A 23239-nucleotide genomic window follows, 5' to 3' on the forward strand; every position below is an offset into this window, starting at 1 on the left:
CCAGAATTCGGCGGCATGGTTATAGGCGCCACGGATTCCATTCGCCTCATGATGCACAAGTTGAAATTCAATCGCATCCGCTTGTCACTTGCCGCTTTCGTTCGGGAGCGTTGAGGCGGTGGATCACAGGCCATGAATGGTCAATTCGATCTGGTCATATCCGAGACGCGCAGGGCCCGCCAGGTCTCGAACCTGCAACTAGACCGTTATGAGCGGTTGACCTGACGCGACCTGGAAATATCCTCGCGCTTCGGTCCTCTCTCGCCGTTCCGCGCTCCCAAACTCGGAACAGGCAGGCAGTTTATGGAGCGCGTACTGCTCACGCCTTATTGAATAGCTTCACCACGTGCGCCAAAGCTTGCCAGAGCTTGATCTGCATATGGCGTAACTCGATTGAAACTGCCGAAGCTCAGTTCGTGAATCTTAAGAGCTGTTGAAGTGTCTTCATCGTTGCGTTTTGTATCATCCGATCAGTCTCCAGACGCTGCAACAAGGAGAGACTATGACGGACGGGCCACCTGAGGAGGACGGACGAAGACCAACTGGAAGTTCGTTTTCGCCTGCGAATGATCGCGATGGGAGTGTGGTTCCATTTCGCGAGCGACTCAGCTGCACGGTGGACGAAGCTTGCGCGGTAACCGGCTTGGGACGCACAAAGCTTTATGAGTTGATAGGATCGGGCCAGCTTATCACGACAACAATCGGGCGGCGGCGCCTAGTGATAGTACGATCGCTTCTCGAACTTATAGATCGAACTATTTCGGCGTGACCAAACCTCAATGAGCCGCACAATTGACTCAACGTTGCGCGCCTCCCTTGATCGGCGCCACCTTCTTGGGATCGAGCCACTGGTCGATTCGATCAGCCCAATGCTGCATCAGCTTTGTGCGCGAGCCGATCAGCGCGAGTGGTCCGTGCTTCTTGTAGAGACCTTCCACAGTGGAGTTATCGAGATGCGCGAGCTGCAGCTCCACGACGTCGCCGTCCCATGCCTTGGCGTCCTTGATCTCTTCGTGGTGAGACAGAGTCGAGAAGGTGGTTCTGAATCCGTGGGCACAATGGTCCGTTTTGGTGTCAATGCCAAGCAGCCGCAAGCGCTTGTTGAGCGTGTTGTTTGATAGCGGCGCATCCTTCGAGCAGGAAAATGCGTATCGGCGATGGCTCGTCAGCTTCTGAACGCTCCGCAGAATTGCGAGCGCCTGCCGTGATAACGGCACGACATGGTCCCAGCCGGTCTTCATCTTGGCGGCTGGAACAGTCCAGCGTTTTGTATCCCAATCGACCTCGCTCCACTCCATTTCATTGACCATGCCGGGGCGGGGAATGGTCAGCGCATCGAAGCGCAAAGCAAGGCCAACAACGTCACCAAATCTCGCTCTTGTCCACGGTGCGCTGATGAGCTTGAAGACGCGCGTGACGTCACGTGGTTCGGTGACGCCGGGACGCGGCGTTGAAATGTTGGCAATCATCTGCCCATTCAGGTTGCGGAATGGGTTGTAGCCGTCGCCTTCGACATCGGCATAATTGCAGATTTGCTCACCAATGCTCCGCACGCGGTCGCGGGTTTCAAGCTTTCCGTCGGCTTCGTATGAACGCATGAACGCGAGCACGTCCGGACGCTTGATGTCCTGCCTGCACAGCTTGCCGAAGCGATTTTTGACGTAGCCGACGCGCAACTCGAGCACCTCGATGGTCTTGGGGTCGCGCACAGCTACAATCCTGCCGCGTTTGACTTTCTCCACCCTTTTCTTCGCGAGCCATTCGTCGGCCCATTGCTCAAAAGACCGGGCGGCCGCCTGCCTGTGCTTGTCCAGCTGCTTCTCAGTGCTTGGGTCTTTGCCTTCTTTGAGTTGGTCCTTGGCCTTGTCGCGCTCGCGCCGCGCGTCGGCAAGAGAGAACGTACCGTCGTGGCCATTGCCGTAAGGGCCGATGGAGTAGGTTTTCTGACGGCCGTGGAAGCGGTAGCCCATCCGCCAGAGCTTGGAAGCAGCGCTGCCGGGCCTGCTCGCGTCCGGCGTGACCAATAGATAGAGGCCGCCGCCGGTCACGTCGGAAATCTTGGCCGGACTCCACGCGCCTCCGCCGAATTTCGGTCGGGCAACGCGGCAGTCGACGTCGGTCCTGATCTGCTTTGGATTTGCGTCCGCACAAGGCGGATGTTGTGGCGCCTCGCGGACCCCGGCGCCGTCATTCTTGCGGGCCATCTGCTCAACTCCTTAGTTAGGAATAACGGAAGTCGCCGTGAACGTCTGTTCTCCCGATACCAACAAAAATACCAACAAATCGAGCGGCTGGGATCGGATGAGAACAAACGGTGACGAACACCGAGCTATGCAGAAGTGCCTATTTTTCAAGGGTTTGAAGCGCCGCGTGGACGGCTGCGGACGCTTGCGAACGGGAGCGAACAGCCTAGTTGGTGCCCCTGGCCGGAATCGAACCAGCACTCCTTGCGGAACTCGATTTTGAGTCGAGCGCGTCTACCAGTTCCGCCACAGGGGCATTCGCAATGGTCCCGGCCGGGAAGGCCGGGGTCGCGAAGCGCGGCGGACTATAGCGGGCGGCCCGTCACGGTCAACCCGCGCGGGCGGGATGTCCCGCGCCCCGGCAGCGGAATTTCCGGCGGGTGTGATCCCAGGGACGACGCAACGCCGTCGCCGTCCGTATGGCGGTCACAGAACAGTTTGCCCGGCGGCGGCCGCCTGCCACCGTGCCCATGCCCGGCCGCGGCTGCGGCAACGTTTCCGGGACGGAGGCGCGAGCGTAACGGTATTGTCCGTTCGTCGATCTCGATGACGCACATGAACGCAGGCTGCTCAACCCGAGTCTTTTCTTTTCCGATGAGTTGCAAGCGGCGATGACCCAGTGGCGCCTGCGCGTTCCCACGCATCATCGACTGAACACGATCTGACCGCGGCGGACGGCGGCCGTCACGGTCAACCCGCGCGGATGTGATTGTCCCGCGCCTCGACAGCGGTATTTTCACGCGATACGACCGCAATCGACGACCTTGGAGCAGGGCTCATGACCCTCCCGAACGATGCCCGCAGGAGGACCGACGTGACGATTGCCACCGCCCATCCGTCGCATGCTTCCGCCGCCGGCAATCCGGCGCTGACCTCGGCGCTGGCGATTGCCGTGATCGCGGCGGCGACGCTGGCCGGCGCCTGGTTCTTCCAGCTCGTGCTGGAGATCATGCCCTGTCCGCTCTGCCTCGAGCAGCGCTATGCCTATTACCTTGCGGTGCCGCTCGGCGCCCTGGTGGCGCTCGCGGCCGCCCGCGGCGCGCCGCGTCCGGTGCTGCTCGCGGGCCTCGTGATCCTCGGCCTCGCCGCGCTCGCCAATGCCGGGCTCGGCACCTATCACGCCGGTGTCGAATGGGGGTTCTGGCCGGGGCCGACCGATTGCACCGGCCCGATGGTGGATTTCGGCAAGGCCGGCTCGCTGCTGGACCAGCTCGACAAGGTCAAGGTGGTCCGCTGCGACGAGGTGCAGTGGCGCTTCCTCGGCATTTCGCTGGCCGGTTACAACGTGCTGATTTCGCTGCTGATGGCCGCGATCGCCGGTTGGGGCGTGATGAAGGCCGTGAGGGCATAAGCCCGTAGGGTGGGTAGAGCGAAGCGAAACCCACCATCCTTGCTGCGGAACGAAGCCGATGGGTTTCGCTGCGCTCTACCCATCCTACGCTTCCACGGATAAAGCCCGCCCGTCTCTCGATCCGTCATGCTGAGGAGGCCGCGAAGCGGCCGTCTCGAAGCATGCACGGGCACCAGCCGGGCCGTTCATCCTTCGAGACGCGCTACGCGCTCCTCTGGATGACGGGATCGATACGTGCGCCGGGCCTAATCGTCGACGTCGTCCTGCGGGCGGCCGAACAGATGGATGATGCCCGGCGTCGAGATGGTGACGAATAGGAAGCGCGACAGGTGGTGCGCGCCGACGAAGATCGGGTCGATGTGCAGCGTCAGCGCCAGCGCCAGCATCGCGTCCATCGCGCCCGGCGCGAAGGCGACCACGACGTCGGCGAGCCGCACATGGGTGGTGAAGCCGATCACCGCGACGAACACGGCCGAAATCAGGATGGCAATCGCAAACGAGCCGAGCCCGGCATTGACATGGCTGAGCAGGGTCGAGGTTTTCATCCGCGCGAAGCGGGTGCCGATGATGGCGCCGATGCCGACCAGCGCGATGTTGCGCAGCCAGGGCGGCAGGCCGCCATCGACCAGCCCGGAGCCGTGCAGCAGGCTGGAGGCGAGCATCGCGCCGAACATCCAGCTGGCGGGGAATTTGATCCAGCGCAGCAGCAGCGAGACGCCGATCGATAAGCCGACCAGCGCGACGAGGCCGAACGGCGAGGCGACCGAGGTCGGCAACGGCGGCGGCGCGGCATGCGTCACCCCGGTCAGCGCCAGCACCAGCGGCAGCGCCGCGGTCAAAATGATCACGCGCATGGTCTGCACCACCGCGATCGCCGCGACGTCGGCGCCCTTTTCCGCGGCGAGGATCGTGATCTGCGACAGCGCACCCGGGCTGCCGGCAAGGAAAGCCGAGGTCTGGTCCCAGCCATGAACGCGTTGCAGATAGAGGCTCGAGCCGAAGGTCGAGCAGAACGTCGCCAGCGCCAGCAGGCCGATGGTGAGCGGATAGGAGCTCATGTGCTGCAGCAATTGCTGCGACATCAGCGAGCCCAGGGAGATGCCGAGCAGCAGCAGCACCGATTGCGTGAGCACCGCCGGCACCGCGAGCGGCCGTCCGGCCAAGGCGGCGATCGCGACCGCGACCATCGCCCCCGAGATCAGGCCGCCCGGCAATTCTGCCCACAGAAACAGCAAGCCGCCGACGGTGCCGATGACGAGAGTCTCGAGCCCGTTCAGGACTTTGCTGCGGTCGGGAATGGCCGTTGCCATCGAAGCGCGGATCAGGGTCACGCCGCCTTATGGCAAATTCGCGTGAACGCGACAAATGCATCTCGCGATTGCAGCATTGCGCCCCGGCTCGCGCGGCGCACAGATTTTCGCCCTTCGAAACAAGCTGGGGATGGCGATCAGCATCGCCACAAACTCGTCATGACCGGGCCAAAGCGCGAAGCGCGTCTTCGCAGGTCTCCTGGCCATCGACGTCATTCCCACGCGCAAGCCAAGACGTAGATGCCCGGCACAAGGCCGGGCATGACGGGTTCGTCGAGGGATCGAGCGCATGTGCGATTGCCCTCCCCGATGGGGAGAGCGAATCGCATCAAGCCTGTCCGGACGTTACTTCGTCGCCGCGGGCGCGGCAGCGGCGCCGCCCGACTTCTCCTTCTTGCACTCGGAGCGGAATTTCTTGCGCTCCTTGCCGTGCAGCCCCTTGGCGTCGGCTTCCTTCGAGCATTCCAGCGACTGGGCGGTGCGCGGCTTCTTCTCGGCCGGCGCCTTGGTTTCGGCCTTCGGAGCGGCGTCCTTGGCGGCGGGCGCGGCCGTTTGCGCGAAAGCTCCGCCCATCAGCAGCAGGGAGGCAACGGCGGTTGCGGACGCGAGCGTGGAAATCGTCTTCATGGGGCACCTCGTGAGGGAAAGAGGACCGAAACGTCGCGCGACGATGCTGAACCGTGGATGAACATGCAGTGGTCCCGCCGCCACAATATTTTAACGCGCAGGCGCGCCGGCGCGTTGTCGCAAGTCGGGGTTGCGCTAGGATAATGGTCTTACGCCAATGCCCCCACGGGAAACCAACGGGAAACCAGGGATGACGGGAGACCAGGGATGACCATTCAAACCAGATTGTTGTGCGTGATTGCGGTGTCGGGCCTTGCAGCCTTTGCGGCGAGCGCGCCGGCGCAGGCCCTGACCGCGCAGGAATGCAGCGCCAAGTACCAGGCGGCCAAGTCGGCCGGCACCCTCGGCGGCCAGAAGTGGAATGATTTCCGCAAGGCCCAGTGCGGCGCCGACGCGACCCCGGCCGCGGCGCCAGCAGCTCCGCCGCCGGCAGCCGCGGCGCCCGCTCCGGCCGCGCCGAAGGAAGCCAAGCAGGCGCCCGCCGCGGCACCGGCGGCGCCGTCAGGACCCGCTGTGTTTCCGAACGCCATCGATCCCAAATACGCCAAGGAGTCCGAAGGCAAGGGACGCATGCACACCTGCGTCGACCAGTACAACGCCAACAAGGCCACCGGCGGCAATGGCGGCCTGAAGTGGATCCAGAAGGGCGGCGGCTATTACAGCGAATGCAACAAGCGCCTGAAGGGCGCCTGAGTCCTTACCCGTACGGATGTTCGACGAGAGCGGCCGGCGCGAGCCGGCCGCTTTTCCATGGCCGCTAGCTCTGGAGCTATCGGCTGTCCGTGAGCAGCTTGTCCGCCGACTGCGCCAGCAATTGCGCGCGCTTGCGCGGGCCGCGCTCGAGAAACAGCAGGCTCTGGCCGAAGATGAAGCAGTAGAACAGGAAGGCCTGCGCATCGGCTTCTTCAGTCGGCAGCCCGGTGGCGCGATAGAGCTGGGCGACATTCTTCAGCCGCGCGGCATCGACGCTCGCGGCGGCGGCGGCCGCGGCCTCATCGGTGCGCGCCCATTGCCGGATCGCGAGCTCGACCGCCATCGCCTCGGTGTTCATACGCTCCGAATACAGTGTGATGATCGCCTTCAGCCGCTCGCGCGCGCTGGCGCCGTCGAGCGCGGTGTGCTTCTCGATCGATGCGATGCGGCCGTCGCGCCAGCGCGTCAGCATGGCCTCGAGCAGCGCGGCGCGATCCCTGAAGCGGCGGTAGAAGCCGCCCTTGGTGACGCCGAGATTCTTCGCCAGCACCTCGACCCGCACGCCGTCGACCCCGCTATGCGCGAGTTCGGCGAAACCGGCCGCGACCCAGACATCGCCCTTGCTTTCAGTCATGTGATCTCCGCGTATCTCAATGCGCGATTGGGTCATCACGCACTAATCGTTTGTTCGAGCATGGTCTTTTCGGAAAACCGCTCACACTTTTCCGGACCATGCTTTGATACGGTACCGTATTGCTAGCCCGCTTCGTCCTTGATACGCTACCGTATCAAGATCGAAAGGAGGGATCCGATGGAGGGCGAGGCGACCTATCGCGGCACGGTCTATCCCTGGCACTGCGAACATATCGGCCACATGAACGTCATGTGGTATGTCGGCAAGTTCGACGAGGCGAGCTGGAACATGTTCGCGCGGCTCGGCCTGACCCCGAGCTACCTGCGCGAGTCCGGCCGAGGCATGGCCGCCGTGCAGCAGAACATCTCCTACAAGCGCGAGCTGCTCGCCGGCGACCTCGTCGAGGTCAAGAGCCGGCTGGTCGAGTTCCGCGACAAGTCGATCCGCATCCTGCACGAGATGCGCAACGCGGAGACCGGCGAGGTCGCGGCGACCTGCGAGATCGCGGCCGTGCATATCGATCGCGCCGCGCGCAAGGCGGCGCCGTTTGCGCCCGCGATCCGCTACGCCGCGATGCCGCATCTCGTCCCGTCAGAACCCGTGAGTGCTTGACCCGCCATGTCCCGCTTCGAGCCGAAGAATCCCAACTATCGCGCGGTCGCGACCGATACGTTCGCGCGCCAGCGCGCGATGCAGACGCTTGGTATCTCGATTGCGCGCATGGAGCCCGGTGAGGTCGATCTCGCGATGCCCTACGCGCCGGAATTCTGCCAGCAGAACGGCTTCGTGCATGCCGGAATCATCACCGCGGGCCTCGACAATGCCTGCGGCATCGCCGCCTTCACGCTGATGCCCGAAGGCTCCGACATCCTCACCGTGGAGTTCAAGACCAACCTCTTGGCGCCGGCCCGCGGCGAGCGGTTCGTGTTCCGCGGCGTCGTGGTCAAGCCCGGCCGCACGCTGACCGTCTGCGACGGCCGCGCCTACGCGATCCAGGACGGCGTCGAGACGCTGGTCGCAACCATGAGCGGCACGCTGATGGCGCTGCAGCGGCGGCAGTCGCCTGTGGTCGCGGCGGAAGGCTAATCCCGTCATGCTGAGGAGCCGCGTAGCGGCGTCTCGAAGCATGCACGGCCCGGCTAGTGGCCGTCCATCCTTCGAGGCTCGCGCCGCTCGCACCTCAGGATGACGGGACTGAAAGCAGCGGCGCCCAATATCTGCGCATCCTCTTGGACCCGCTGCATTGACAACCCACCATCACACCGACCTGATAGGCGGATGCGTCGCGTGAGCTTCCTGCCATGATCGCCAGCCTCAGCTTGATCCTGCTCTGCCAGCTGGTCGGCGAGGTCGCGGTGCGCGCGCTGGCGGTGCCGGTGCCGGGTCCGGTGGTTGGCCTCGTGCTGCTGCTGTTGCTGCTGGTGGTGCGCGACCGCTTTCCGGCGCTGGCGCGCGGGCCGCTCGGCGATGACGGCGTCGAGAGCGCGAGCCGCGGCATGCTCGCTAATCTCTCGCTGCTGTTCATTCCCGCCGGCGTCGGCGTGGTGCAGAAGCTCGATCTGCTCGCCGAGCACGGCATCGCGGTCCTGGTGATCCTCGCGGTTTCGGTCATCGTCACCCTGCTGGCGACGGTTGCGACCTTCGTTGCGGCGAGCAGCCTGCTTTCGCGCGAGGAGGAGCGGCCGTGAACGACAATCCGTTCTCGCTCTGGGTCTATCTCTCGCAGTCGCCGCTGCTCTGGCTGACGGTGACGTTGTTGACCTATGCGGTGGCCGACGCGGTGTCGCTGAAGACGAGGCGGCACCCGCTCGCCAATCCTGTGCTGCATTCGGTGTGGATCATCGGCGTGTTCCTGCTGCTGACCGGGACCACCTACACCACCTATTTTGCCGGCGCGCAGTTCGTGCACTTCCTGCTCGGGCCGGCGACGGTGGCGCTCGCGGTGCCGCTCTACGAGAACCGCAGGCGGGTCGCGGCGGCGATCCTGCCGATGCTGGTTGCGCTCGCGATCGGCTCGCTGACGGCGATCGTCTCGGTGGTGCTGCTGGCGCGGGCGTTCGGGCTGCCGCGCGACGTCATCCTGTCGCTGGCGCCGAAATCGGTCACCGCCGGCGTTGCGATGGGCATCAGCGAATCCCTGCATGCCGATCCCTCGCTGACCGCGGTGTCGGTGATCCTCACCGGCATCATGGGAGCGATCATCGTCACGCCCCTGATGAACTTCACCGGCATCACCGACTTTCGCGCCCGCGGCTTTGCGGCGGGCATCGCCGCCCATGGCATCGGCACCGCGCGCGCCTTCCAGGTCGACGAGGTCGCCGGCGTGTTTGCCGGGATCGCGATGAGCCTGAATGCGCTGGTCACCTCGCTGCTGGTGCCGCTGGCTGTGACATATCTACTGCGCTAATCCTGGCTGCAGGACAGTTTTGTGCTATTGGTATGGCATTGAGCAGCAAATCCTTCTAGGGTCGCCGCCTCAAACGCGAGTCTGTTCCCCTTGGTCTTCTCCGCAACTCAAAGCATGCTTGGGCTGGCATCGGGCATGCTGGTCGGCTTTTCGCTGGGCCTGGTCGGCGGCGGCGGCTCGATCCTTGCCGTGCCGCTGATGGTCTATGTGGTCGGCGTGCCGGAGCCCCATGTCGCGATCGGCACCTCGGCGATCGCGGTCGCGGCCAACGCCGCGGTCAATCTCTCCAACCACGCCCGCGGCGGCACCGTGATCTGGTCCTGCGCGCTGGTGTTCGCGCTGTCGGGCATGCTGGGCGCGTTCGGCGGCTCGATCCTCGGCAAGATGCTGGAGGGGCAGAAGCTGCTCGCGCTGTTCTCGCTGGTGATGCTGGTCATCGCGGGCCTGATGCTGAAGAACCGCGCGCGGGTCGGGCTGACCGACGTCAAGATATCGATGTCCAACATGCCCGCGATCATCGGCCTCGGGCTTGCCACCGGAACCATGTCCGGCTTCTTCGGCATCGGCGGCGGCTTCCTGATCGTGCCGGCCCTGATGCTGGCGACCGGGATGCCGATCATGAACGCGGTGAGTTCCTCGCTGGTGGCCGTCACCGCCTTCGGCATGACCACGGCCCTGAGCTATGCGTGGTCCGGGCTGGTGTCGTGGGGCCTGGCGGGGCTATTCGTCGCCGGCGGCATCGCGGGCGGCCTGCTCGGCACGAGCAGCGCCCGCCACCTGTCGGAACGGCGCGGCGCGCTTAATATCGTGTTTGCGACTGTGATTATCGTGGTGGCGATCTATATGCTGCTGCGTAACATCAATGTGTCCTGAACGTAGAAGGGCGACGAGCCCTTGCGAAAGCCAGCCATGACCCAACTGAAATCGCCCTTGATCAACGCCGGTGCCACCCGCCGCGGCGCGCTCGGCCTGATCGGTGCCGGCATCGCACTCATGGCCGCGGGCGCCGCGCGCGCCGAGGACGACAATGTCCTGACCGAGGAGCAGGTGCTGCGCGATCCGGATATTCCGGTGATCGGCAATCCCAAGGGCGATATCACCATCGTCGAATGGTTCGATTACAACTGCCCATATTGCCGCAAGCTCGCGCCGGAGCTGCGCCAGGTGGTGCAGGACGACGGCAAGGTCCGCCTCGTGCTGAAGGATTGGCCGATCCTCGGGCCGGTCTCCAAGGTCGCGGCGCGGATGGCGCTGGCGGCGAAGTACCAGGACAAGTTCGACGTCGCGCATGAGGCGATGATCTCGGTCAATTCGCGCATCACCGAGCCCCGCATCGCCGAATTGCTTTCGGGCGCCGGCCTCGACATGGACCGGCTGAAGAAGGATCACGACGCCAACGCCAAGACGATCGACGCGATCCTTTCACGCAACAACGAGCAGGCGCTGGCGTTCGGCTTCAACGGCACGCCGTCGTTCATCGTCGGCAAGTACCGCGTGCCGGGCGTGCTCAGCCTGGATCAGTTCGAGCAGGTGATCGCCGACGCCCGCAAGGCCAATATGGGCCGCAAGACCGAGCAGAATTGATCGCGCTTCCTGCGACGAAAATGGCCTCTCCGGCGCCGGAGAGGCCATCTGCTTTTGTGTCGGTTTGAAAGCAATCGTTACTTCGCCGCGATCTTGTCCCACTGCTCGCGGGTGCGCGTCTTCAGCAGGTTCCAGTCATGCGCCGCGACGTCCCAATTGACAATGGTGCGCGTGTCCTGCGCCACCTCGCCATTGGCGACGCTCGACGTCCGCATCGAGTCATAGACATAAACGCCGCATATCAGCAGCAGCGCGCCCAAAATCATGGCGAAAAAGGTCCGCATCGCTCAATCCCTCCGGTGTCGGAAGCATAACGTTGCGGGGCTCGCTGTGGTTCCGCCGATCGATCAGCTGCGCGCGAACGCCCGCATCACGTAATCGATGAACACGCGCACGCCTGGCGAGAGCTGGCGGTTGCGCGGATAGAGCAGGTTTACCGGCACCGATGGCGGCGGACATTGCTGCAGCACCGGGACCAGCGTTCCGTTGGCAAGATCGGTTTCGGCATGGAAGCGCGGCACCTGCACGAGGCCGAGACCGAGTTTGGCGCTCGCCAGATAACTCTCGGGGCCGGTCACCGACATCGGCGCCGGCAGTGGAAATTGTTTCAGCACGCCGTCGATCACGAACTCCATCGGCCGCAGGCGTCCGGTCGTCAGCGAGCGGATGCCGATCATGCGATGGCCGTCGAGTGCGAACGGATCGACCGGCGTGCCGAAGCGCGCAAGGTAATCCGGCGTCGCGCAAGTCAGCCGCTCCAGCATCGTGACCTGCCGCGCGATCATGTCGCTGTCGGGCAGCTTGCCGAAGCGCAGCACGCAGTCGACGCCTTCGCGGATCAGATCGACCCAGCGGTCGCTCTCGCTCATGCTGATCTCGATGTCGGGATATTCGGCGAGGAAGCCCGGCAGGTTCGGCAGCAGGAAGTGCCGCGCCAGCGTGCCCTGCACCTCGAGCCGCAGCAGTCCCTTCGGCCGCGCGCCGCCGAACGCGCCCTCGGCGTCCTCGAGATCCGCGATCAGCGACAGGCAGCGGCGGTAGTGCGCCTCGCCGTCGAGCGTCGGGCGCACCGTGCGCGTGGTCCGCTCGAGCAGCCGCACGCCGAGCCGCGCCTCCAGGCCCTTCACCGCGTCCGTTACCGTCGAGCGCGGCAGCCCCAGGTCCTCGGCGGCCAGCGAAAAGCTGCGCCGCTCGACCACCCGGGTGAACACGCGCATCGCGTCGAAACGGTCCATCTATTATCCGGAAATGGCGAATAGTGATGCCGGAGGATGCGTGATTATCCGGTGAATGCCAAGGCGTAGCGTCCTCTCATCGAACGCGGCGCGGCCGCACAACCCGATGGGAGACTGAAAATGGCCAACCAAACCAACAAGGTAGCCCTGGTGACGGGTGCCTCGCGCGGGATCGGCGCGGCGGTTGCCGAACGCCTCGCCAAGGACGGCTTCACCGTCGTCATCAACTACTCCGGCGACGCCAAGCCGGCGCAGGCGGTGGCCGACAGGATCGAGGCCGCCGGCGGCCGGGCGCTGACCGCGAAGGCCGATGTCAGCGATGCCAGCGCAGTGCGCGGCATGTTCGATGCGGCGGAAGCCGCCTTCGGCGGCGTCGACGTGCTGATCAACAATGCCGGCATCATGAAGCTCGGTAAGATCGCCGACAGCGACGATGCCGCGTTCGACCGGCAGGTCGCGGTCAATTTGAAGGGCAGCTTCAACACCATGCGCGAGGCGGCGCGCCGGCTGCGCAACGGCGGACGCATCGTCAACTTCTCGACCAGCGTCGTCGGCACCAGGCTCGAGACCTACGGCATTTATGTCGCGACCAAGGCTGCGATCGAGTCGTTGACCGCGATCCTGTCCAAGGAATTGCGCGGCCGCGGCATCACCGTGAATGCGGTCGCGCCCGGGCCGACCGCGACCGATCTATTCCTGCACGGCAAGTCGGACGAGCTGATCGACCGCTTCGCCAAGATGGTCCCGCTGGAGCGGCTCGGCACGCCCGATGACATCGCCTCTGTCGTGTCGTTCCTCGCCGGCCCCGACGGCTCCTGGATCAACGGCCAGACGCTGCGCGCCAATGGCGGCCTGGTCTGACGCCCGCACATCTCCAACCCAACTCGCATTCAACTGACTTCACCAGGATATTTGTCATGAAACAGGTCATCGCCATCACGGGCGCCTCGAGCGGCTTCGGCCGCCTCACCGCCAACGCGCTCGCCAGGGCCGGCCACACCGTCTACGCCTCGATGCGCCACACCACCGGCCGCAACGCCGCCGCGGTCGCCGATATCGAGGAGTTCGCGCGCGACAACAAGGTCGACCTGCGCTCGCTCGAGCTCGATGTCGGCTCGCAGGCGTCGGTCGATGCGGCGATTGCGCAGATCGTCGCCGAGGAAGGCCGCCTCGACGTCGTGATGCACAATGCCGGCCACATGGTGTTCGGCCCGGCAGAGGCGTTCACGCCCGAGCAGCTTGCCGAGCTCTACGACGTCAACGTGCTCTCGACCCAGCGCGTCAATCGCGCGGCGCTGCCGCAGCTGCGCAAGCAGGGCAGGGGACTTGTGGTCTGGGTGTCGAGCAGCTCTTCGGCCGGCGGCACGCCGCCCTATCTCGCGCCGTATTTCGCGGCCAAGGCCGGTATGGATGCGATGGCCGTGATCTATGCCCGCGAGCTGTCGCGCTGGGGCATCGAGACCTCGATCATCGTGCCCGGCGCCTTCACCGGCGGCACCAACCACTTTGCGCATTCCGGCCGTCCCGCCGACGAGGCGCGCGTCGCCGAATACGAGGCCGGTCCCTATGCCGACTTCGGCGAGGAGATCATGAAGGCGTTCGCGGCGATCGTGCCCGAGGATGCCGACGCCTCGTCGGTCGCAGACGCGATCGTGAAGGTGGTCGACACACCGTTCGGCAAGCGGCCGTTCCGCGTCCACATCGATCCGACGCAAGATGGTGCCGAAGTCGCATTCGGCGTGATCGACCGCGTCCGCAACGAGATGCTGCACCGGGTCGGCTTCTCCGACCTGCTCAAGCCGCGGGTGAACGGGTAACTCCGCCTTTCACCGTCATCCTGAGGTGCGAGCGGAGCGAGCCTCGAAGGATGCACGGCCCCGATGCAGCCGCGCGGCCGCAGCAGGGCCGTCGACCCTTCGAGACGCGCTTCGCGCTCCTCAGGGTGACGGAAGAGATTTCCTCAGGTGTCGCCAGTAGTTGCTCCATTCATCCACTGCATGATCTCCGCATTGATCTCGCGCGGATAGGTGTGGCTGAGATCGTCGATCTCTCGGTAAATCACCTTGGCGCCGGCGGCCGACAGCAGGCCTTGGGTCTGCCGCGCGGTCTGTACCGGGAACATCCAGTCGAGCCGGCCATGGGTGATGAAGATCGGCAAGCCGCGCAGCCGCTCCGCGTCGGCCATCTCCGCCATCAGCGGATGGAAGGTCGCCGCAACGGGCGCCAGATGCGTGAAGCGCGAGGCGCCGTCGAGCCCGCTCACATAGCTGAAGGTGCCGCCGTCGCTCATGCCAGTCAGCAGCATGCGCGTCTCGTCGATCTTCCAGCGCGCACGCACCTGGTCGAGGATGCGGTTAAGGTTTGGCGTGTCGGTGTCCTCGCCCATCAGCGCCCAGGTCTGGCCGGTCGCGGTCGGCGCCACCAGGATGGCGCCGCGGCTGCGCGCATCGCGCAGCCAGCTCCACAGGAAGCCGCGGCCGTTGCCGCTGCCGCCATGCAGCGCCATCACCAGCGGCCATGCGCGATCGGGCGTGTAGTATTCCGGCACGTACATCGAGAAGCCGCTGCGGCTGCCCGGCTCGTTGCGCTCATGGAAGATGCCGGTGTCGGCGCTGGGCTTGGCGGCGAGCTTCGCCTGCAGTTCGGCGTCCTCGCGCAGATCGGGCGCGATGAAGAAGCCGCTGACCGGCGGCAGCTCGGTCAAGGGATAGAGCGCCTCCTGCGCCCGCGGCAGATAGCGCAGCGCGCGGAACACGCTGACCAGATCGCCTTCGCCGTTCTGCACCGCGCGCAGGCCCGCATAGCCTGACAGCGCCGGTTCGATCGCGGCTTCCAGCGCGGTCTTGATATGTGCGAATTTCTCCGGCCAGTCGGCAAGCCGCGGCCGCACCGCCTGCAAGGCCTCCTCCGGCTCGCCCGCGATCTGCATCACGCGATCGAAGTCCGGCGGGTTGAGGTTGCGGGCGACGAAGGAAAGCGACTCCAGCGTCTGCAGCAGCGGCGGCAGCACGGCCACGATGTCGTCAACCACCGCCTCGCTCATCGTTGCTGTCCTTTGATGGTTAGAGCTTGAAGAGGAGAGCTTGATTCGTGGCCGCAGAGGCACTGCAGGCGCGAACCTTTGCATGGAAAGAGCCCCCACCCGCATTGCATCTGCGATGCAATGCGACCTCCCCGCAAGCGGGAGAGGTGAAGAGAAAGGGATCGGTCCGAAAATCATCAATGCAGCCGCGGCGCCTTCAACAGCTTCATGCGGTCGATCGAGGTCAGCGTGACGTCGAAGGTGACGCCCTCGTGATAGATGGTCAGCGGCACGTCGACGCCGGCCGCGCCGAGCGACCAGAGCTTGCGGTAGAAGCCGGCCTGGCTCGTCACCTTGTCGCCGTCGACCGCGAGGATCACGTCGCCGGTCTTCAGTTCGGCGCGCGCCGCCGGTCCCTTGCTGGCGACGCCGACCACCACGAGGCGGTTGTCGATCTCGGTCGTGAACATGCCGAGCCACGGCCGCGCCGGCTTGTCGACCCGGCCGAACTTGCGCAAATCGTCCAGCACCGGATTGAGCAGATCGATCGGCACGATCATGTTGACATGCTCGGCGTGGCCCGAGCGCTCGCGTTCGAGCTGCAGCGAGCCGATGCCGATCAGCTCGCCGGCATTGTTGATCAGTCCGGTGCCGCCCCAGTTCGGATGCGACGGAGAGGTGAAGATCGCCTCGTCCAGCAGATACTCCCAGTAGCCGGCGAATTCCTGCTTCGCCGCGATCTGGCTTGCGACCGAGCGCGTGCGGCCGCCGGCGCCGCCGAGCACCACATTGTCGCCGACCTGGGTCGCCGCGGACGAGCCGATCCGCAGCGGTTCGAGATCGAGCCGGCCGAGCGCCTGCACCAGGCCGAAGCCGGATTCGAAATCGAAGCCGAGCGCGTGGCCCTCGACCGCGCGGCCGTCGCCGAGATGCAGCCACACCGTGGCGGCTTCGGTGATCAGATAGCCGATCGTCAGCACCAGCCCGTCGTCGATCAGGACGCCATTGCCGGCGCGCTCGGTGCCGAGCGTCTCGGCGCTGAAAGCATCCGGCGGAATGATCGAATGCAGCCCGACCACACTCATCAGCGCGCGATCGAGATCGTAGCGGTAATCTTCGGGGCGAGGCTGAAAGGCCGCGGGCACTTTCCATTCGGTCGTGGAGGGCATCAAGGGATCTCCTGGCGTGCAGGGCGCTGGAACCTCAAGGTAGACCGAGGTTCTGCCGGCAGGGAAGATGGAATGATATACCTTGCAGGGCCGCCTGCACAGCTCATGTGGCGTGCAGACCTGCCCCTCGCAAGATAATTGAACCTATTCGGTTTTTGCCGCACGCGCCGGCATGATGCGGAAGGTGCGATTGTCCTTGATCCACGCGGCGCGCTCGTCGCGCAGCATGGTGCGGCGGACCTTTCCGGAATCGTCGCGCGGCGCGGTGCCGACGCGCTCGAAACTTTCCGGATGCTTGTAGCGGCTGAGCCGGTCCTTCAGGAAATCGCCCATGCCGTCGGCGATCGCTTGTGCATCGACGCTGTCGGCGAGCTCGAGGATCGCATGCACGCGCTGGCCGAATTCCGGATCGGGCAGTCCGACCACGACGCAGGAGCGCACCTCGGGATGCTCGCTGACCGCGGCCTCGACCTCGGCCGGATAGATGTTGGCGCCGCCGCGCAGCACCATGTCGGCGAGCCGGTCGCCGAGATAGAGATAGCCTTCTTCATCGAGCCGGCCGATGTCGCCGAGCGACTCCCAGCCATCCGGCCGCCGCTTCGGCGTTGCGCCGAGATAGTGATAGGTCGAGCCGGCGCCGTCATTGGGCAGGAAATAGATTTCGCCGGTCTCGCCAGGCGCGACGTCGTTGCCGTCCTCGCCGATGACGCGCAGCTTCGCGGTCTCGCCGATCTTGCCGACCGAGCCCTTGTGCGCCATCCATTCGGTGCCCGAGATCACGCACGCGCCCTGCCGCTCGGTGCCGCCATAGAGCTCCCAGATCCGCTCGGGGCCGAGCCATTCGATCCACTTCTCCTTCAGCCAAGGCGGCATCGGCGCTGCCATGTGAAACACGATCTTCAGGCTGGAGACGTCGTAGCGCCTGCGCACCTCCTCGGGCAGCGCCCAGATCCGGTGCATCATGGTCGGCACGAAATTCACCCACTGCACGCGCTCGCGCTCGATCAGCCGCAGCGTCTCCTCGGCGTCGAACTTCACCATGCCGGTCACCCTTCCGCCCCCGAACAGCGCAAAATGCGAGAGGATGAATGGCGCATTGTGATAGAGTGGCCCAGGATTGAGCAGCGAGGTGTCGCGCGCAATGCCAAGCGTCGCCTCGGCCGTGGTCTCGATCACCGCGGGGTTGTGATCGAGAATCACCTTCGGCCGTCCGGTCGAGCCGCCGCTCGTCATGGCCTTCCAGTAGCGCGCGACCGGCCCATCGAGCGGCTCCCCGGAGAATCCATCCGGCACGAAATTCACCGGCAGCGAATTCGGCGCATTCCAGTCGGCCTCGCCGCCGACCACCAGCGACGGTTTCAGAATCTCGAGCACCGCGGCGGCCTCGCCGCGCGGCAGCCGCCATGACAGCGAGGTCGGCGTCGCGCCGCACTTCCACACCGCGAAGGTCGTCTCGAAGAACGCGTTGCTGTTGGGCAGCCCGATCGCGACGAAGTCGCCGGGCTTGACGCCCTTGGCGGCGAAGGCGCGCGCCCGTGCATTGGCGCGCCGCTCGAGCTCGAGCCAGGTCAACGCATCCGCGCCATGACTGATGGCGATCGCATCCGTGGGCTTGCGTTCGGCATACCAGCGCGGCACGTCGGCGAGGGGGATCAGCATGGGTCGTTTCCGTCGGAAAAGGCGGCTTGAAGCGCTCTTGTTGCAGGGACGTGGCCAAGGCCACGGCCGCCACTTCACCAAGAGTGCAGTCTCCGTGTCAAGCCGGCGGCTGCGCACGTGGCCGGTATCCCGCTGATGGAATTGCAGAATCCCTGTTCGCTAAAAGCCAGGTCAAGATTCCGGTAAAGTTCAAGCGATCGCGCTAAGCCGGACTTTACGGGGGGCCGGCATTGTGGCCGCTGCGGTTCTGTGCCAGGCGCGTCGATCGACGTGCGCGGTGTGCAATGTCTTTCAATGACCAACGGCTTCAAGGACGGCGACGATGGCGAGCAATGGAGCACGGATCAAGGTCAGTCGCGAGCCGCGGCGCCAGCTCAATAATCGTGCGGCCTGGATCACGCTCGATGATGGTGTGACCGAGCGCGAATGCGCCGTGGTCGACATCTCGCCCGGCGGTGCCAAGATCACGACCGAGGTCGAGTTCGAGGTGAAGGACCGCCTCGCGCTGACCCTGCTCGCCGATCACGCCAAGCGCTACCCTTGCGAGGTGGTCTGGCGTCGCGGCAAGACCTACGGGCTCAGATTCGTGACCGCCGAAGTCGAGCCGGTTGAACCAGCCGCGGAGCCGGCCGGCGCGGTCTAGCGCAGCGTTCATCAATCAATGTTCGGATGGACGTTCGGTGCAGACCATCGCCGATCGCATCGGCCGCGCGTTCACGCCAGGACTTCCCGCGCAAGTGTGGCTCACGTCATCGCCGCTGCGGGTTGTCGGCATTGCCGGTGGTGCCGGTCGGGCCTCCCGGAAGCGCCGGTGCGGCGCTGCCGCCGCCGGTGCCGGAAGACGGTGCGACGCGCTGGCCGGACTGGGTCGGAAGCGCAGTGCCGCCAACGCCGTTCGACGGTGCGGCGCGATCGCCTGGCCTCGGCGGCAGCGGGGTGCCGCCAGTGTTCTGCGCGAGAAGCTGGGCCGGTGCGAGGATGAGGCCGGCGGCGATGATGATGGCGAATTTGGTCTTGAGCATGCGCAGGTCCGAGATGGCGCGGTGAGGCTGGACGCACAGCCGCGACGGAGACGAGATATCCGCCAAGCCCGCGAGATTGCGATACCAGCATAACGTCAGCCGCATTTGATGCGTTCCCGAACGCCTCGCCAAGACGAAGCAAATATCCGTGTAATGAAGGGTCTCGACCGATCACGGCGACGCCTCGCCGGTGTTGCGGATCTTTCGGCATGAAGTTTGGACATTCATGTCGCGAGAATGCGGATGTGTGACTCACAGACCTCGCCACACACTCAATGTCGTCCTGGCGAAAGCCAGGACCCATTACCCCAAATGAGAATTGTTGCGCGACGCTGGGGCCACGATCCCGTCCATCGTCAAATGCGGTGGTTATAGGTCCTGGCTTTCGCCAGGACGACGAACGGATAGTGCCGTGTGCCCGTCCCACGGGTTGACGCAAACACAGTCGAGCGCGGCAATGACGGCTGGACGGCCAGGCGCCGTCGTCCTAGCGTTCCGTCAGCTTCAGCTCGATGCGGCGGTTGCGCTTGTAGGCGTCTTCGGTCTGCGCGGTGTCGAGCGGTTGGAATTCGGCGAAGCCTGCGGCGACCAGGCGCTGCGCCGGCACGCCGAGCGAGACCAGGTACTGCACCACCGAGATCGCGCGCGCCGAGGACAATTCCCAGTTCGACTTGAACAGCGGACTGTTGATCGGCCGCACGTCGGTGTGGCCGTCGACGCGCAGCACCCAGGCGATCTCGGGTGGGATCTGCTTGTCGAGATCGATCAGCGCGCTGGCGACCGCTTCGAGCTCGGTCTTGCCCTCGGGCAGCAGCGTCGCCTGGCCGGTGTCGAAGAACACTTCCGACTGGAACACGAAGCGGTCGCCGACGACGCGGATATCGGGACGGTTGCCGAGGATCGCACGCAGTCGGCCGAAGAATTCCGAACGGTATTTCGACAGTTCCTGCACCCGCTGCGCCAGCGCGACATTGAGGCGCTGGCCGAGATCGGCGATGCGGTTCTGCGATTCCTTGTCGCGTTTCTCGGAGGCGTCGAGCGCCTCTTCGAGCGCGGCGAGCTGGCGGCGCAGCGCGCTGATCTGCTGGTTCAGCAGCTCGATCTGCGCCAGTGCGCGCGACGATACGGCCTTCTCGGACTCCAGCGCCTTGTTGAGCTCGTTGGCGCGGCCCTGCGCGTCGCTGCCGGAACTCGCGAGCCCCTCATAGAGCCCCTTCATGCGGTCGCGCTCGCCTTCCGCGGAGGCAAGCCCGGCGCGCAGCTGCGCCACCTGGTCGTCGAGCGTCAGCTTGGAGAGCTTCTCCAGCGACAGCAGGTCGTTGAGCTGGGCGATCTTGGCGGTGAGTTGTTCCAGCGCCTTGTCCTTGCCGGTGACCTCCTGCGACAGGAAGAATTGCACGACGAGGAACACCGACAGCAGGAACACGATCGACAGCACCAGCGTCGACAATGCGTCGACAAAGCCGGGCCAGTAGTTGAAGCCGGATTCGCTGCGGCGCGAGCGGGCGAGGGCCATGGGTCTCTCCTTGGGCTTGCTCCCCGGCTAGCTCTTCTCGGGCTGGCGGGCGAGGCGTTCGAGCAGCCGCTTGATCTCGCGGTTCTGCTCGCCCTGGCCGTCGGCCCATTCCCGGATCATCTGCTGCTCGGTGCGCATATGCGCAACCAGCCCCTGGATCGCTTCGGCAAGATTGGCCATCGCGGCCGTGGTGCTGCGGCCGCCGCCGCCTTCCTCGAGCGCGGTGCGGAGCCGGTCGATCGCGCCCTGCATGTTACCGGAAATGCCGGCTTCATCGCCGGAAATGCCGCGCACGGTGCCGGCGAGCCAGTCCTCGAGGTCGGTGTAGAAGCGGTTCTGGGCCTGGCTCGACTGCAGGTCGAGGAAGCCGAGGATCAGCGAGCCGGCAAGGCCGAACAGCGAGGACGAGAACGAGATGCCCATGCCGCCGAGCGGCGCGGCGAGGCCCTCCTTCAGCGTATCGAACAGCGCGCCGGAGTCGCCGCCGACCTTGAGCCCGTCGATCACCTTGCCGACCGAGCCCACCGTCTCGATCAGGCCCCAGAAAGTGCCGAGCAGGCCGAGGAACACCAACAGGCCGGTCATGTAGCGCGAAATGTCGCGGGCTTCGTCGAGGCGGGTTGCGATCGAATCGAGCAGATGTCGCATGGTCTGCTGCGAGATCGACATTCGCCCCGAGCGTTCGCCGCCGAGGATCGCGGCCATCGGGGCAAGCAGCGTCGGGCGGCGCTCGATCGCAAGGCCGGGATCGGCGATGCGGAAATTGTTGACCCACGCGACCTCGGGATAGAGCCGGATCACCTGGCGGAACGCCAGGATGATGCCGATCAGCAGCACCGCCCCGATCAGGGCGTTCAGCCCCGGATTTGCAAAGAAGGCGGTGACGATCTGCTTGTACAGCACGACCCCGACCAGGCCGCAGAGCACCAGGAACACCAGCATCCGCACCAGGAAGATCCGGGGCGAGGACAGCTTGCTCAATTCGATCTCCATGTCGGAGCGGGAAGGGGGCATTGCCGGGTCATCCGTTCGCGAAGGCCGCATCTGCAAGCAATATGGCACAGCGGCAGAGTGAGGAAAGCCGATTCCAAGGGCAGCAAACAGCACCTTGGGTTGGAATCTCGTGGGCCGTTGCCGCTTTGCACGGCTTTCCGACCGGTCGGCGCATCACCATCCACAGAGCCGCGCGTCCCACTCGCGGATCGCGAGATGAGCTCGGTTTGCACGCACCCTCGGATGAGGCGCGCGCGGCCCGCAGTGATTCGGTCCGATCGTCTCGATGTTGCGAGGTGCGGCATTCTGCGCAGGCAGAAGGGCGTGGTTCCCGCTCACGCAGACCTTAACGCATTCCCACAGCCTGCGATGGAACCCGCTCACAATGCGGTGACAAGGTAAAAGATGCCGCGAAATCAGGGTGATAGCGTTCTGTGACATTGAGCCGCCGAAAAACGCATTGCGTCGCAGCAAGCAGATTTTATTTTCATCGCAGCAACACGAGCGGTGTCGCCGTGACACCGCCGTTCGTTTGTTCAAATCTTTCAGGGGCGATTATCTCAATGTCTGGACTTCGCGCGCAATCGGCATGCATTGCATTGATGCTGGCCGTGACGGCGCCACTGCTTGCAGGCTGCGACGAGCCGAACACCGCAACCGCCGCCGTACAAGCACCCGAGCCGGACGTCAGTGTCGTCACCGTGAAGCCGCAGGTGCGCGCGATGGTGCGCGAGCTGCCGGGCCGCATCGCGCCGACCCGTGTTTCCGAGGTCCGCCCGCGCGTCTCGGGCATCGTCGTCAACCGCATGTTCCATCAGGGCAGCGAGGTGAAGGTCGGCGATCCCTTGTACCAGATCGATCCGCGCCCATTCGAAGTCGAATTGCAGTCGACCGAGGCGGCGCTGGCGCGCGCCAAGGCCGTGCTCGAACAGGCCGCGCTGCAGGCCCGCCGTATCGCCACCTTGACCAGCCAGCGCGCGGCGCCGGAAGCCGAGAACGAAAAGGCGATCGCGACGCTGAAGCAGGCCGAAGCCGACGTGCAGGGTCGCGAGGCCGAAGTCGCGCGCGCCAAGCTCAATCTGGACTACGCCACGATCCGCGCGCCGATCGACGGCACCATCGGCGCTGCGCTGGTCAGCGAGGGCGCCCTCGTGGTGCAGAACGACGCCGCGAGCCTTGCGACCATCCAGCAGCTCGATCCGATCTACGCCGACTTCCAGCAGTCGGTGACCGAGATGAACCGGCTCCGCCGTGCCTTCGAGAGCGGCGATCTTGACCGCATCGCGCCCGACGCGATGAAGGTGCGCCTCGTGCTCGACGACGGCTCGATCTACCCGCTGCCGGGCAAGCTGCTGTTCTCCGACGCCAAGGTCGACGCCTATACCGGGCAGGTGACGTTGCGCGGCGAGTTCCCGAACCCGCATCGCATCCTGCTGCCGGGCATGTATGTGCGCGTGCTGATCGAACAGGGCATCGACAGCGATGCGATTGCCGTGCCGCAGCAGGCGATCCAGCGCAATGGCGGCGGCGGCAGCGAGGTGTTCGTCGTCAAGGCCGACAACCACGTCGCGGTGCAGCCGGTGCGCACCGGCTCGCTGCAGGGTGGTTCCTGGTTCGTGACCGACGGCCTGAAGGCCGGCGACAAGGTCGTCGTCGAGGGCTTCCAGAAATTCGCCGCCGGCGACAAGGTCCGGCCGCAAGCCTGGCGTGAGATCGACGCTGCTGCAGCAACGACGGATTCGCAGCAGACCGCGCACGCAGTGCGGTGATCCGA

General features: G+C 65.2%; 25 protein-coding genes and 1 tRNA gene. 13 read left to right on the forward strand and 13 right to left on the reverse strand.

The features are described 5' to 3' along the window. The first annotated feature begins 502 nt into the window (after nucleotides 1–502). A complete protein-coding gene (locus ACE10X_RS06360; RefSeq protein ID WP_100213609.1) occupies nucleotides 503–769 on the forward strand; it encodes a helix-turn-helix domain-containing protein in 267 nt (88 codons plus the stop codon). A gap of 28 nt (nucleotides 770–797) precedes the next feature. Here ACE10X_RS06360 and ACE10X_RS06365 read toward each other — a convergent pair whose 3' ends face one another. Together ACE10X_RS06365 and ACE10X_RS06370 are read right to left on the reverse strand one after the other, a co-directional pair. Then, nucleotides 798–2204, reverse strand: a complete 1407-nt coding sequence (locus ACE10X_RS06365) for a site-specific integrase (protein WP_038386595.1) — start codon at nucleotides 2202–2204, stop codon at nucleotides 798–800. Nucleotides 2205–2414: 210 nt separating this feature from the next. Beyond that, nucleotides 2415–2499 (reverse strand) — tRNA-Leu (locus ACE10X_RS06370). 522 nt (nucleotides 2500–3021) lie between these two features. Between ACE10X_RS06370 and ACE10X_RS06375 the strand changes: the two genes are divergently transcribed. After that, nucleotides 3022–3594, forward strand: coding sequence for a disulfide bond formation protein B (locus ACE10X_RS06375; RefSeq protein ID WP_051003132.1), 573 nt, complete (start codon nucleotides 3022–3024; stop codon nucleotides 3592–3594). Nucleotides 3595–3839: 245 nt separating this feature from the next. Here the strand turns inward: ACE10X_RS06375 and ACE10X_RS06380 are convergent, their stop codons facing one another. Both ACE10X_RS06380 and ACE10X_RS06385 read right to left on the reverse strand, forming a co-directional pair. After that, nucleotides 3840–4925 (reverse strand): AbrB family transcriptional regulator, encoded by a 1086-nt coding sequence (locus tag ACE10X_RS06380; RefSeq protein ID WP_085970728.1) that lies wholly within the window; start codon nucleotides 4923–4925, stop codon nucleotides 3840–3842. A 324-nt stretch (nucleotides 4926–5249) separates the two neighbouring features. Further along, complete coding sequence (locus ACE10X_RS06385) at nucleotides 5250–5531, reverse strand: PsiF family protein (protein ID WP_038386594.1); 282 nt, start codon at nucleotides 5529–5531, stop codon at nucleotides 5250–5252. 207 nt (nucleotides 5532–5738) lie between these two features. Between ACE10X_RS06385 and ACE10X_RS06390 the strand changes: the two genes are divergently transcribed. Beyond that, on the forward strand, nucleotides 5739–6224 hold the full coding sequence (locus tag ACE10X_RS06390) for a hypothetical protein (protein WP_038386593.1): 486 nt from the start codon (nucleotides 5739–5741) through the stop codon (nucleotides 6222–6224). A gap of 76 nt (nucleotides 6225–6300) precedes the next feature. Here the strand turns inward: ACE10X_RS06390 and ACE10X_RS06395 are convergent, their stop codons facing one another. After that, nucleotides 6301–6858, reverse strand: a complete 558-nt coding sequence (locus ACE10X_RS06395; protein WP_038386592.1) for a TetR/AcrR family transcriptional regulator — start codon at nucleotides 6856–6858, stop codon at nucleotides 6301–6303. Between the two features lie 177 nt (nucleotides 6859–7035). Here ACE10X_RS06395 and ACE10X_RS06400 point away from each other — a divergent pair, with 177 nt between their 5' ends. The 6 genes from ACE10X_RS06400 to ACE10X_RS06425 all read left to right on the forward strand — a co-directional run bounded on the left by ACE10X_RS06400 (nucleotide 7036) and on the right by ACE10X_RS06425 (nucleotide 10849). Continuing rightward, entirely contained in the window at nucleotides 7036–7470 is a 435-nt protein-coding gene (locus tag ACE10X_RS06400) for an acyl-CoA thioesterase (RefSeq protein ID WP_375764090.1), read from the forward strand. Between the two features lie 6 nt (nucleotides 7471–7476). Beyond that, complete coding sequence (locus ACE10X_RS06405; protein ID WP_038386590.1) at nucleotides 7477–7944, forward strand: PaaI family thioesterase; 468 nt, start codon at nucleotides 7477–7479, stop codon at nucleotides 7942–7944. A gap of 215 nt (nucleotides 7945–8159) precedes the next feature. Beyond that, a complete protein-coding gene (locus ACE10X_RS06410) occupies nucleotides 8160–8546 on the forward strand; it encodes a CidA/LrgA family protein (protein WP_038386589.1) in 387 nt (128 codons plus the stop codon). After that, a complete protein-coding gene (locus tag ACE10X_RS06415) occupies nucleotides 8543–9265 on the forward strand; it encodes an LrgB family protein (protein WP_038386588.1) in 723 nt (240 codons plus the stop codon). The genes ACE10X_RS06410 and ACE10X_RS06415 overlap by 4 nt, the downstream gene beginning before the upstream one ends. A gap of 135 nt (nucleotides 9266–9400) precedes the next feature. After that, nucleotides 9401–10138 carry a sulfite exporter TauE/SafE family protein gene (locus tag ACE10X_RS06420; protein ID WP_051003131.1) on the forward strand — a complete coding sequence of 246 codons (738 nt, stop codon included), beginning with the start codon at nucleotides 9401–9403 and terminating at the stop codon, nucleotides 10136–10138. A gap of 36 nt (nucleotides 10139–10174) precedes the next feature. Further along, on the forward strand, nucleotides 10175–10849 hold the full coding sequence (locus ACE10X_RS06425; RefSeq protein WP_051003130.1) for a DsbA family protein: 675 nt from the start codon (nucleotides 10175–10177) through the stop codon (nucleotides 10847–10849). 77 nt (nucleotides 10850–10926) lie between these two features. On the opposite strand, the gene ACE10X_RS06430 is transcribed toward ACE10X_RS06425, so the two are convergent. Next, nucleotides 10927–11133, reverse strand: a complete 207-nt coding sequence (locus tag ACE10X_RS06430) for a hypothetical protein (RefSeq protein ID WP_038386586.1) — start codon at nucleotides 11131–11133, stop codon at nucleotides 10927–10929. 63 nt (nucleotides 11134–11196) lie between these two features. Then, on the reverse strand, nucleotides 11197–12084 hold the full coding sequence (locus ACE10X_RS06435) for a LysR family transcriptional regulator (protein WP_375764091.1): 888 nt from the start codon (nucleotides 12082–12084) through the stop codon (nucleotides 11197–11199). A gap of 120 nt (nucleotides 12085–12204) precedes the next feature. Here ACE10X_RS06435 and ACE10X_RS06440 point away from each other — a divergent pair, with 120 nt between their 5' ends. Together ACE10X_RS06440 and ACE10X_RS06445 are read left to right on the forward strand one after the other, a co-directional pair. Next, the gene (locus ACE10X_RS06440; protein WP_038386584.1) at nucleotides 12205–12945 is read left to right on the forward strand and encodes an SDR family oxidoreductase; all 741 of its coding nucleotides are present in this window, start codon (nucleotides 12205–12207) and stop codon (nucleotides 12943–12945) included. Nucleotides 12946–13001: 56 nt separating this feature from the next. Further along, complete coding sequence (locus tag ACE10X_RS06445; protein WP_038386583.1) at nucleotides 13002–13901, forward strand: SDR family oxidoreductase; 900 nt, start codon at nucleotides 13002–13004, stop codon at nucleotides 13899–13901. A 143-nt stretch (nucleotides 13902–14044) separates the two neighbouring features. Here ACE10X_RS06445 and ACE10X_RS06450 read toward each other — a convergent pair whose 3' ends face one another. The 3 genes from ACE10X_RS06450 to ACE10X_RS06460 form a co-directional block, all read right to left on the reverse strand. After that, nucleotides 14045–15127, reverse strand: coding sequence for a phospholipase (locus ACE10X_RS06450; protein ID WP_038386582.1), 1083 nt, complete (start codon nucleotides 15125–15127; stop codon nucleotides 14045–14047). Between the two features lie 176 nt (nucleotides 15128–15303). Next, nucleotides 15304–16275 carry a S1C family serine protease gene (locus ACE10X_RS06455; RefSeq protein WP_038386581.1) on the reverse strand — a complete coding sequence of 324 codons (972 nt, stop codon included), beginning with the start codon at nucleotides 16273–16275 and terminating at the stop codon, nucleotides 15304–15306. Nucleotides 16276–16419: 144 nt separating this feature from the next. After that, a complete protein-coding gene (locus ACE10X_RS06460; RefSeq protein WP_038386580.1) occupies nucleotides 16420–17934 on the reverse strand; it encodes an AMP-binding protein in 1515 nt (504 codons plus the stop codon). A gap of 322 nt (nucleotides 17935–18256) precedes the next feature. Between ACE10X_RS06460 and ACE10X_RS06465 the strand changes: the two genes are divergently transcribed. Then, nucleotides 18257–18577 (forward strand): PilZ domain-containing protein, encoded by a 321-nt coding sequence (locus ACE10X_RS06465; RefSeq protein ID WP_051003129.1) that lies wholly within the window; start codon nucleotides 18257–18259, stop codon nucleotides 18575–18577. Nucleotides 18578–18683: 106 nt separating this feature from the next. Here ACE10X_RS06465 and ACE10X_RS06470 read toward each other — a convergent pair whose 3' ends face one another. The 3 genes from ACE10X_RS06470 to ACE10X_RS06480 all read right to left on the reverse strand — a co-directional run bounded on the left by ACE10X_RS06470 (nucleotide 18684) and on the right by ACE10X_RS06480 (nucleotide 21486). After that, entirely contained in the window at nucleotides 18684–19061 is a 378-nt protein-coding gene (locus ACE10X_RS06470) for a hypothetical protein (RefSeq protein WP_038386579.1), read from the reverse strand. 382 nt (nucleotides 19062–19443) lie between these two features. After that, nucleotides 19444–20472 (reverse strand): peptidoglycan -binding protein, encoded by a 1029-nt coding sequence (locus tag ACE10X_RS06475; protein WP_375764092.1) that lies wholly within the window; start codon nucleotides 20470–20472, stop codon nucleotides 19444–19446. A 27-nt stretch (nucleotides 20473–20499) separates the two neighbouring features. Beyond that, nucleotides 20500–21486 (reverse strand): hypothetical protein, encoded by a 987-nt coding sequence (locus ACE10X_RS06480; RefSeq protein ID WP_038386578.1) that lies wholly within the window; start codon nucleotides 21484–21486, stop codon nucleotides 20500–20502. Nucleotides 21487–22028: 542 nt separating this feature from the next. Between ACE10X_RS06480 and ACE10X_RS06485 the strand changes: the two genes are divergently transcribed. Continuing rightward, nucleotides 22029–23234 (forward strand): efflux RND transporter periplasmic adaptor subunit, encoded by a 1206-nt coding sequence (locus tag ACE10X_RS06485; RefSeq protein WP_085970727.1) that lies wholly within the window; start codon nucleotides 22029–22031, stop codon nucleotides 23232–23234. Nucleotides 23235–23239: the final 5 nt, after the last annotated feature.

This window comes from Bradyrhizobium sp. Pha-3 (assembly GCF_042258325.1).
Classification (GTDB): Bacteria; Pseudomonadota; Alphaproteobacteria; order Rhizobiales; family Xanthobacteraceae; genus Bradyrhizobium; species Bradyrhizobium elkanii.

Excerpts from the sequence above, each read along its gene's own strand:
- ACE10X_RS06455 (WP_038386581.1), bottom strand. The coding sequence starts at position 16,275 with ATGCCCTCCACGACCGAATGGAAAGTGCCCGCGGCCTTTCAGCCTCGC.
- ACE10X_RS06425 (WP_051003130.1), top strand. The coding sequence starts at position 10,175 with ATGACCCAACTGAAATCGCCCTTGATCAACGCCGGTGCCACCCGCCGC.
- ACE10X_RS06410 (WP_038386589.1), top strand. The coding sequence starts at position 8,160 with ATGATCGCCAGCCTCAGCTTGATCCTGCTCTGCCAGCTGGTCGGCGAG.
- ACE10X_RS06395 (WP_038386592.1), bottom strand. The coding sequence starts at position 6,858 with ATGACTGAAAGCAAGGGCGATGTCTGGGTCGCGGCCGGTTTCGCCGAA.
- ACE10X_RS06440 (WP_038386584.1), top strand. The coding sequence starts at position 12,205 with ATGGCCAACCAAACCAACAAGGTAGCCCTGGTGACGGGTGCCTCGCGC.
- ACE10X_RS06375 (WP_051003132.1), top strand. The coding sequence starts at position 3,022 with ATGACCCTCCCGAACGATGCCCGCAGGAGGACCGACGTGACGATTGCC.
- ACE10X_RS06480 (WP_038386578.1), bottom strand. The coding sequence starts at position 21,486 with ATGCCCCCTTCCCGCTCCGACATGGAGATCGAATTGAGCAAGCTGTCC.
- ACE10X_RS06445 (WP_038386583.1), top strand. The coding sequence starts at position 13,002 with ATGAAACAGGTCATCGCCATCACGGGCGCCTCGAGCGGCTTCGGCCGC.
- ACE10X_RS06465 (WP_051003129.1), top strand. The coding sequence starts at position 18,257 with ATGGCGAGCAATGGAGCACGGATCAAGGTCAGTCGCGAGCCGCGGCGC.
- ACE10X_RS06385 (WP_038386594.1), bottom strand. The coding sequence starts at position 5,531 with ATGAAGACGATTTCCACGCTCGCGTCCGCAACCGCCGTTGCCTCCCTG.
- ACE10X_RS06435 (WP_375764091.1), bottom strand. The coding sequence starts at position 12,084 with ATGGACCGTTTCGACGCGATGCGCGTGTTCACCCGGGTGGTCGAGCGG.
- ACE10X_RS06430 (WP_038386586.1), bottom strand. The coding sequence starts at position 11,133 with ATGCGGACCTTTTTCGCCATGATTTTGGGCGCGCTGCTGCTGATATGC.
- ACE10X_RS06365 (WP_038386595.1), bottom strand. The coding sequence starts at position 2,204 with ATGGCCCGCAAGAATGACGGCGCCGGGGTCCGCGAGGCGCCACAACAT.
- ACE10X_RS06450 (WP_038386582.1), bottom strand. The coding sequence starts at position 15,127 with ATGAGCGAGGCGGTGGTTGACGACATCGTGGCCGTGCTGCCGCCGCTG.
- ACE10X_RS06360 (WP_100213609.1), top strand. The coding sequence starts at position 503 with ATGACGGACGGGCCACCTGAGGAGGACGGACGAAGACCAACTGGAAGT.
- ACE10X_RS06470 (WP_038386579.1), bottom strand. The coding sequence starts at position 19,061 with ATGCGGCTGACGTTATGCTGGTATCGCAATCTCGCGGGCTTGGCGGAT.
- ACE10X_RS06405 (WP_038386590.1), top strand. The coding sequence starts at position 7,477 with ATGTCCCGCTTCGAGCCGAAGAATCCCAACTATCGCGCGGTCGCGACC.
- ACE10X_RS06400 (WP_375764090.1), top strand. The coding sequence starts at position 7,036 with ATGGAGGGCGAGGCGACCTATCGCGGCACGGTCTATCCCTGGCACTGC.
- ACE10X_RS06475 (WP_375764092.1), bottom strand. The coding sequence starts at position 20,472 with ATGGCCCTCGCCCGCTCGCGCCGCAGCGAATCCGGCTTCAACTACTGG.
- ACE10X_RS06485 (WP_085970727.1), top strand. The coding sequence starts at position 22,029 with ATGTCTGGACTTCGCGCGCAATCGGCATGCATTGCATTGATGCTGGCC.
- ACE10X_RS06460 (WP_038386580.1), bottom strand. The coding sequence starts at position 17,934 with ATGCTGATCCCCCTCGCCGACGTGCCGCGCTGGTATGCCGAACGCAAG.
- ACE10X_RS06420 (WP_051003131.1), top strand. The coding sequence starts at position 9,401 with ATGCTGGTCGGCTTTTCGCTGGGCCTGGTCGGCGGCGGCGGCTCGATC.
- ACE10X_RS06390 (WP_038386593.1), top strand. The coding sequence starts at position 5,739 with ATGACCATTCAAACCAGATTGTTGTGCGTGATTGCGGTGTCGGGCCTT.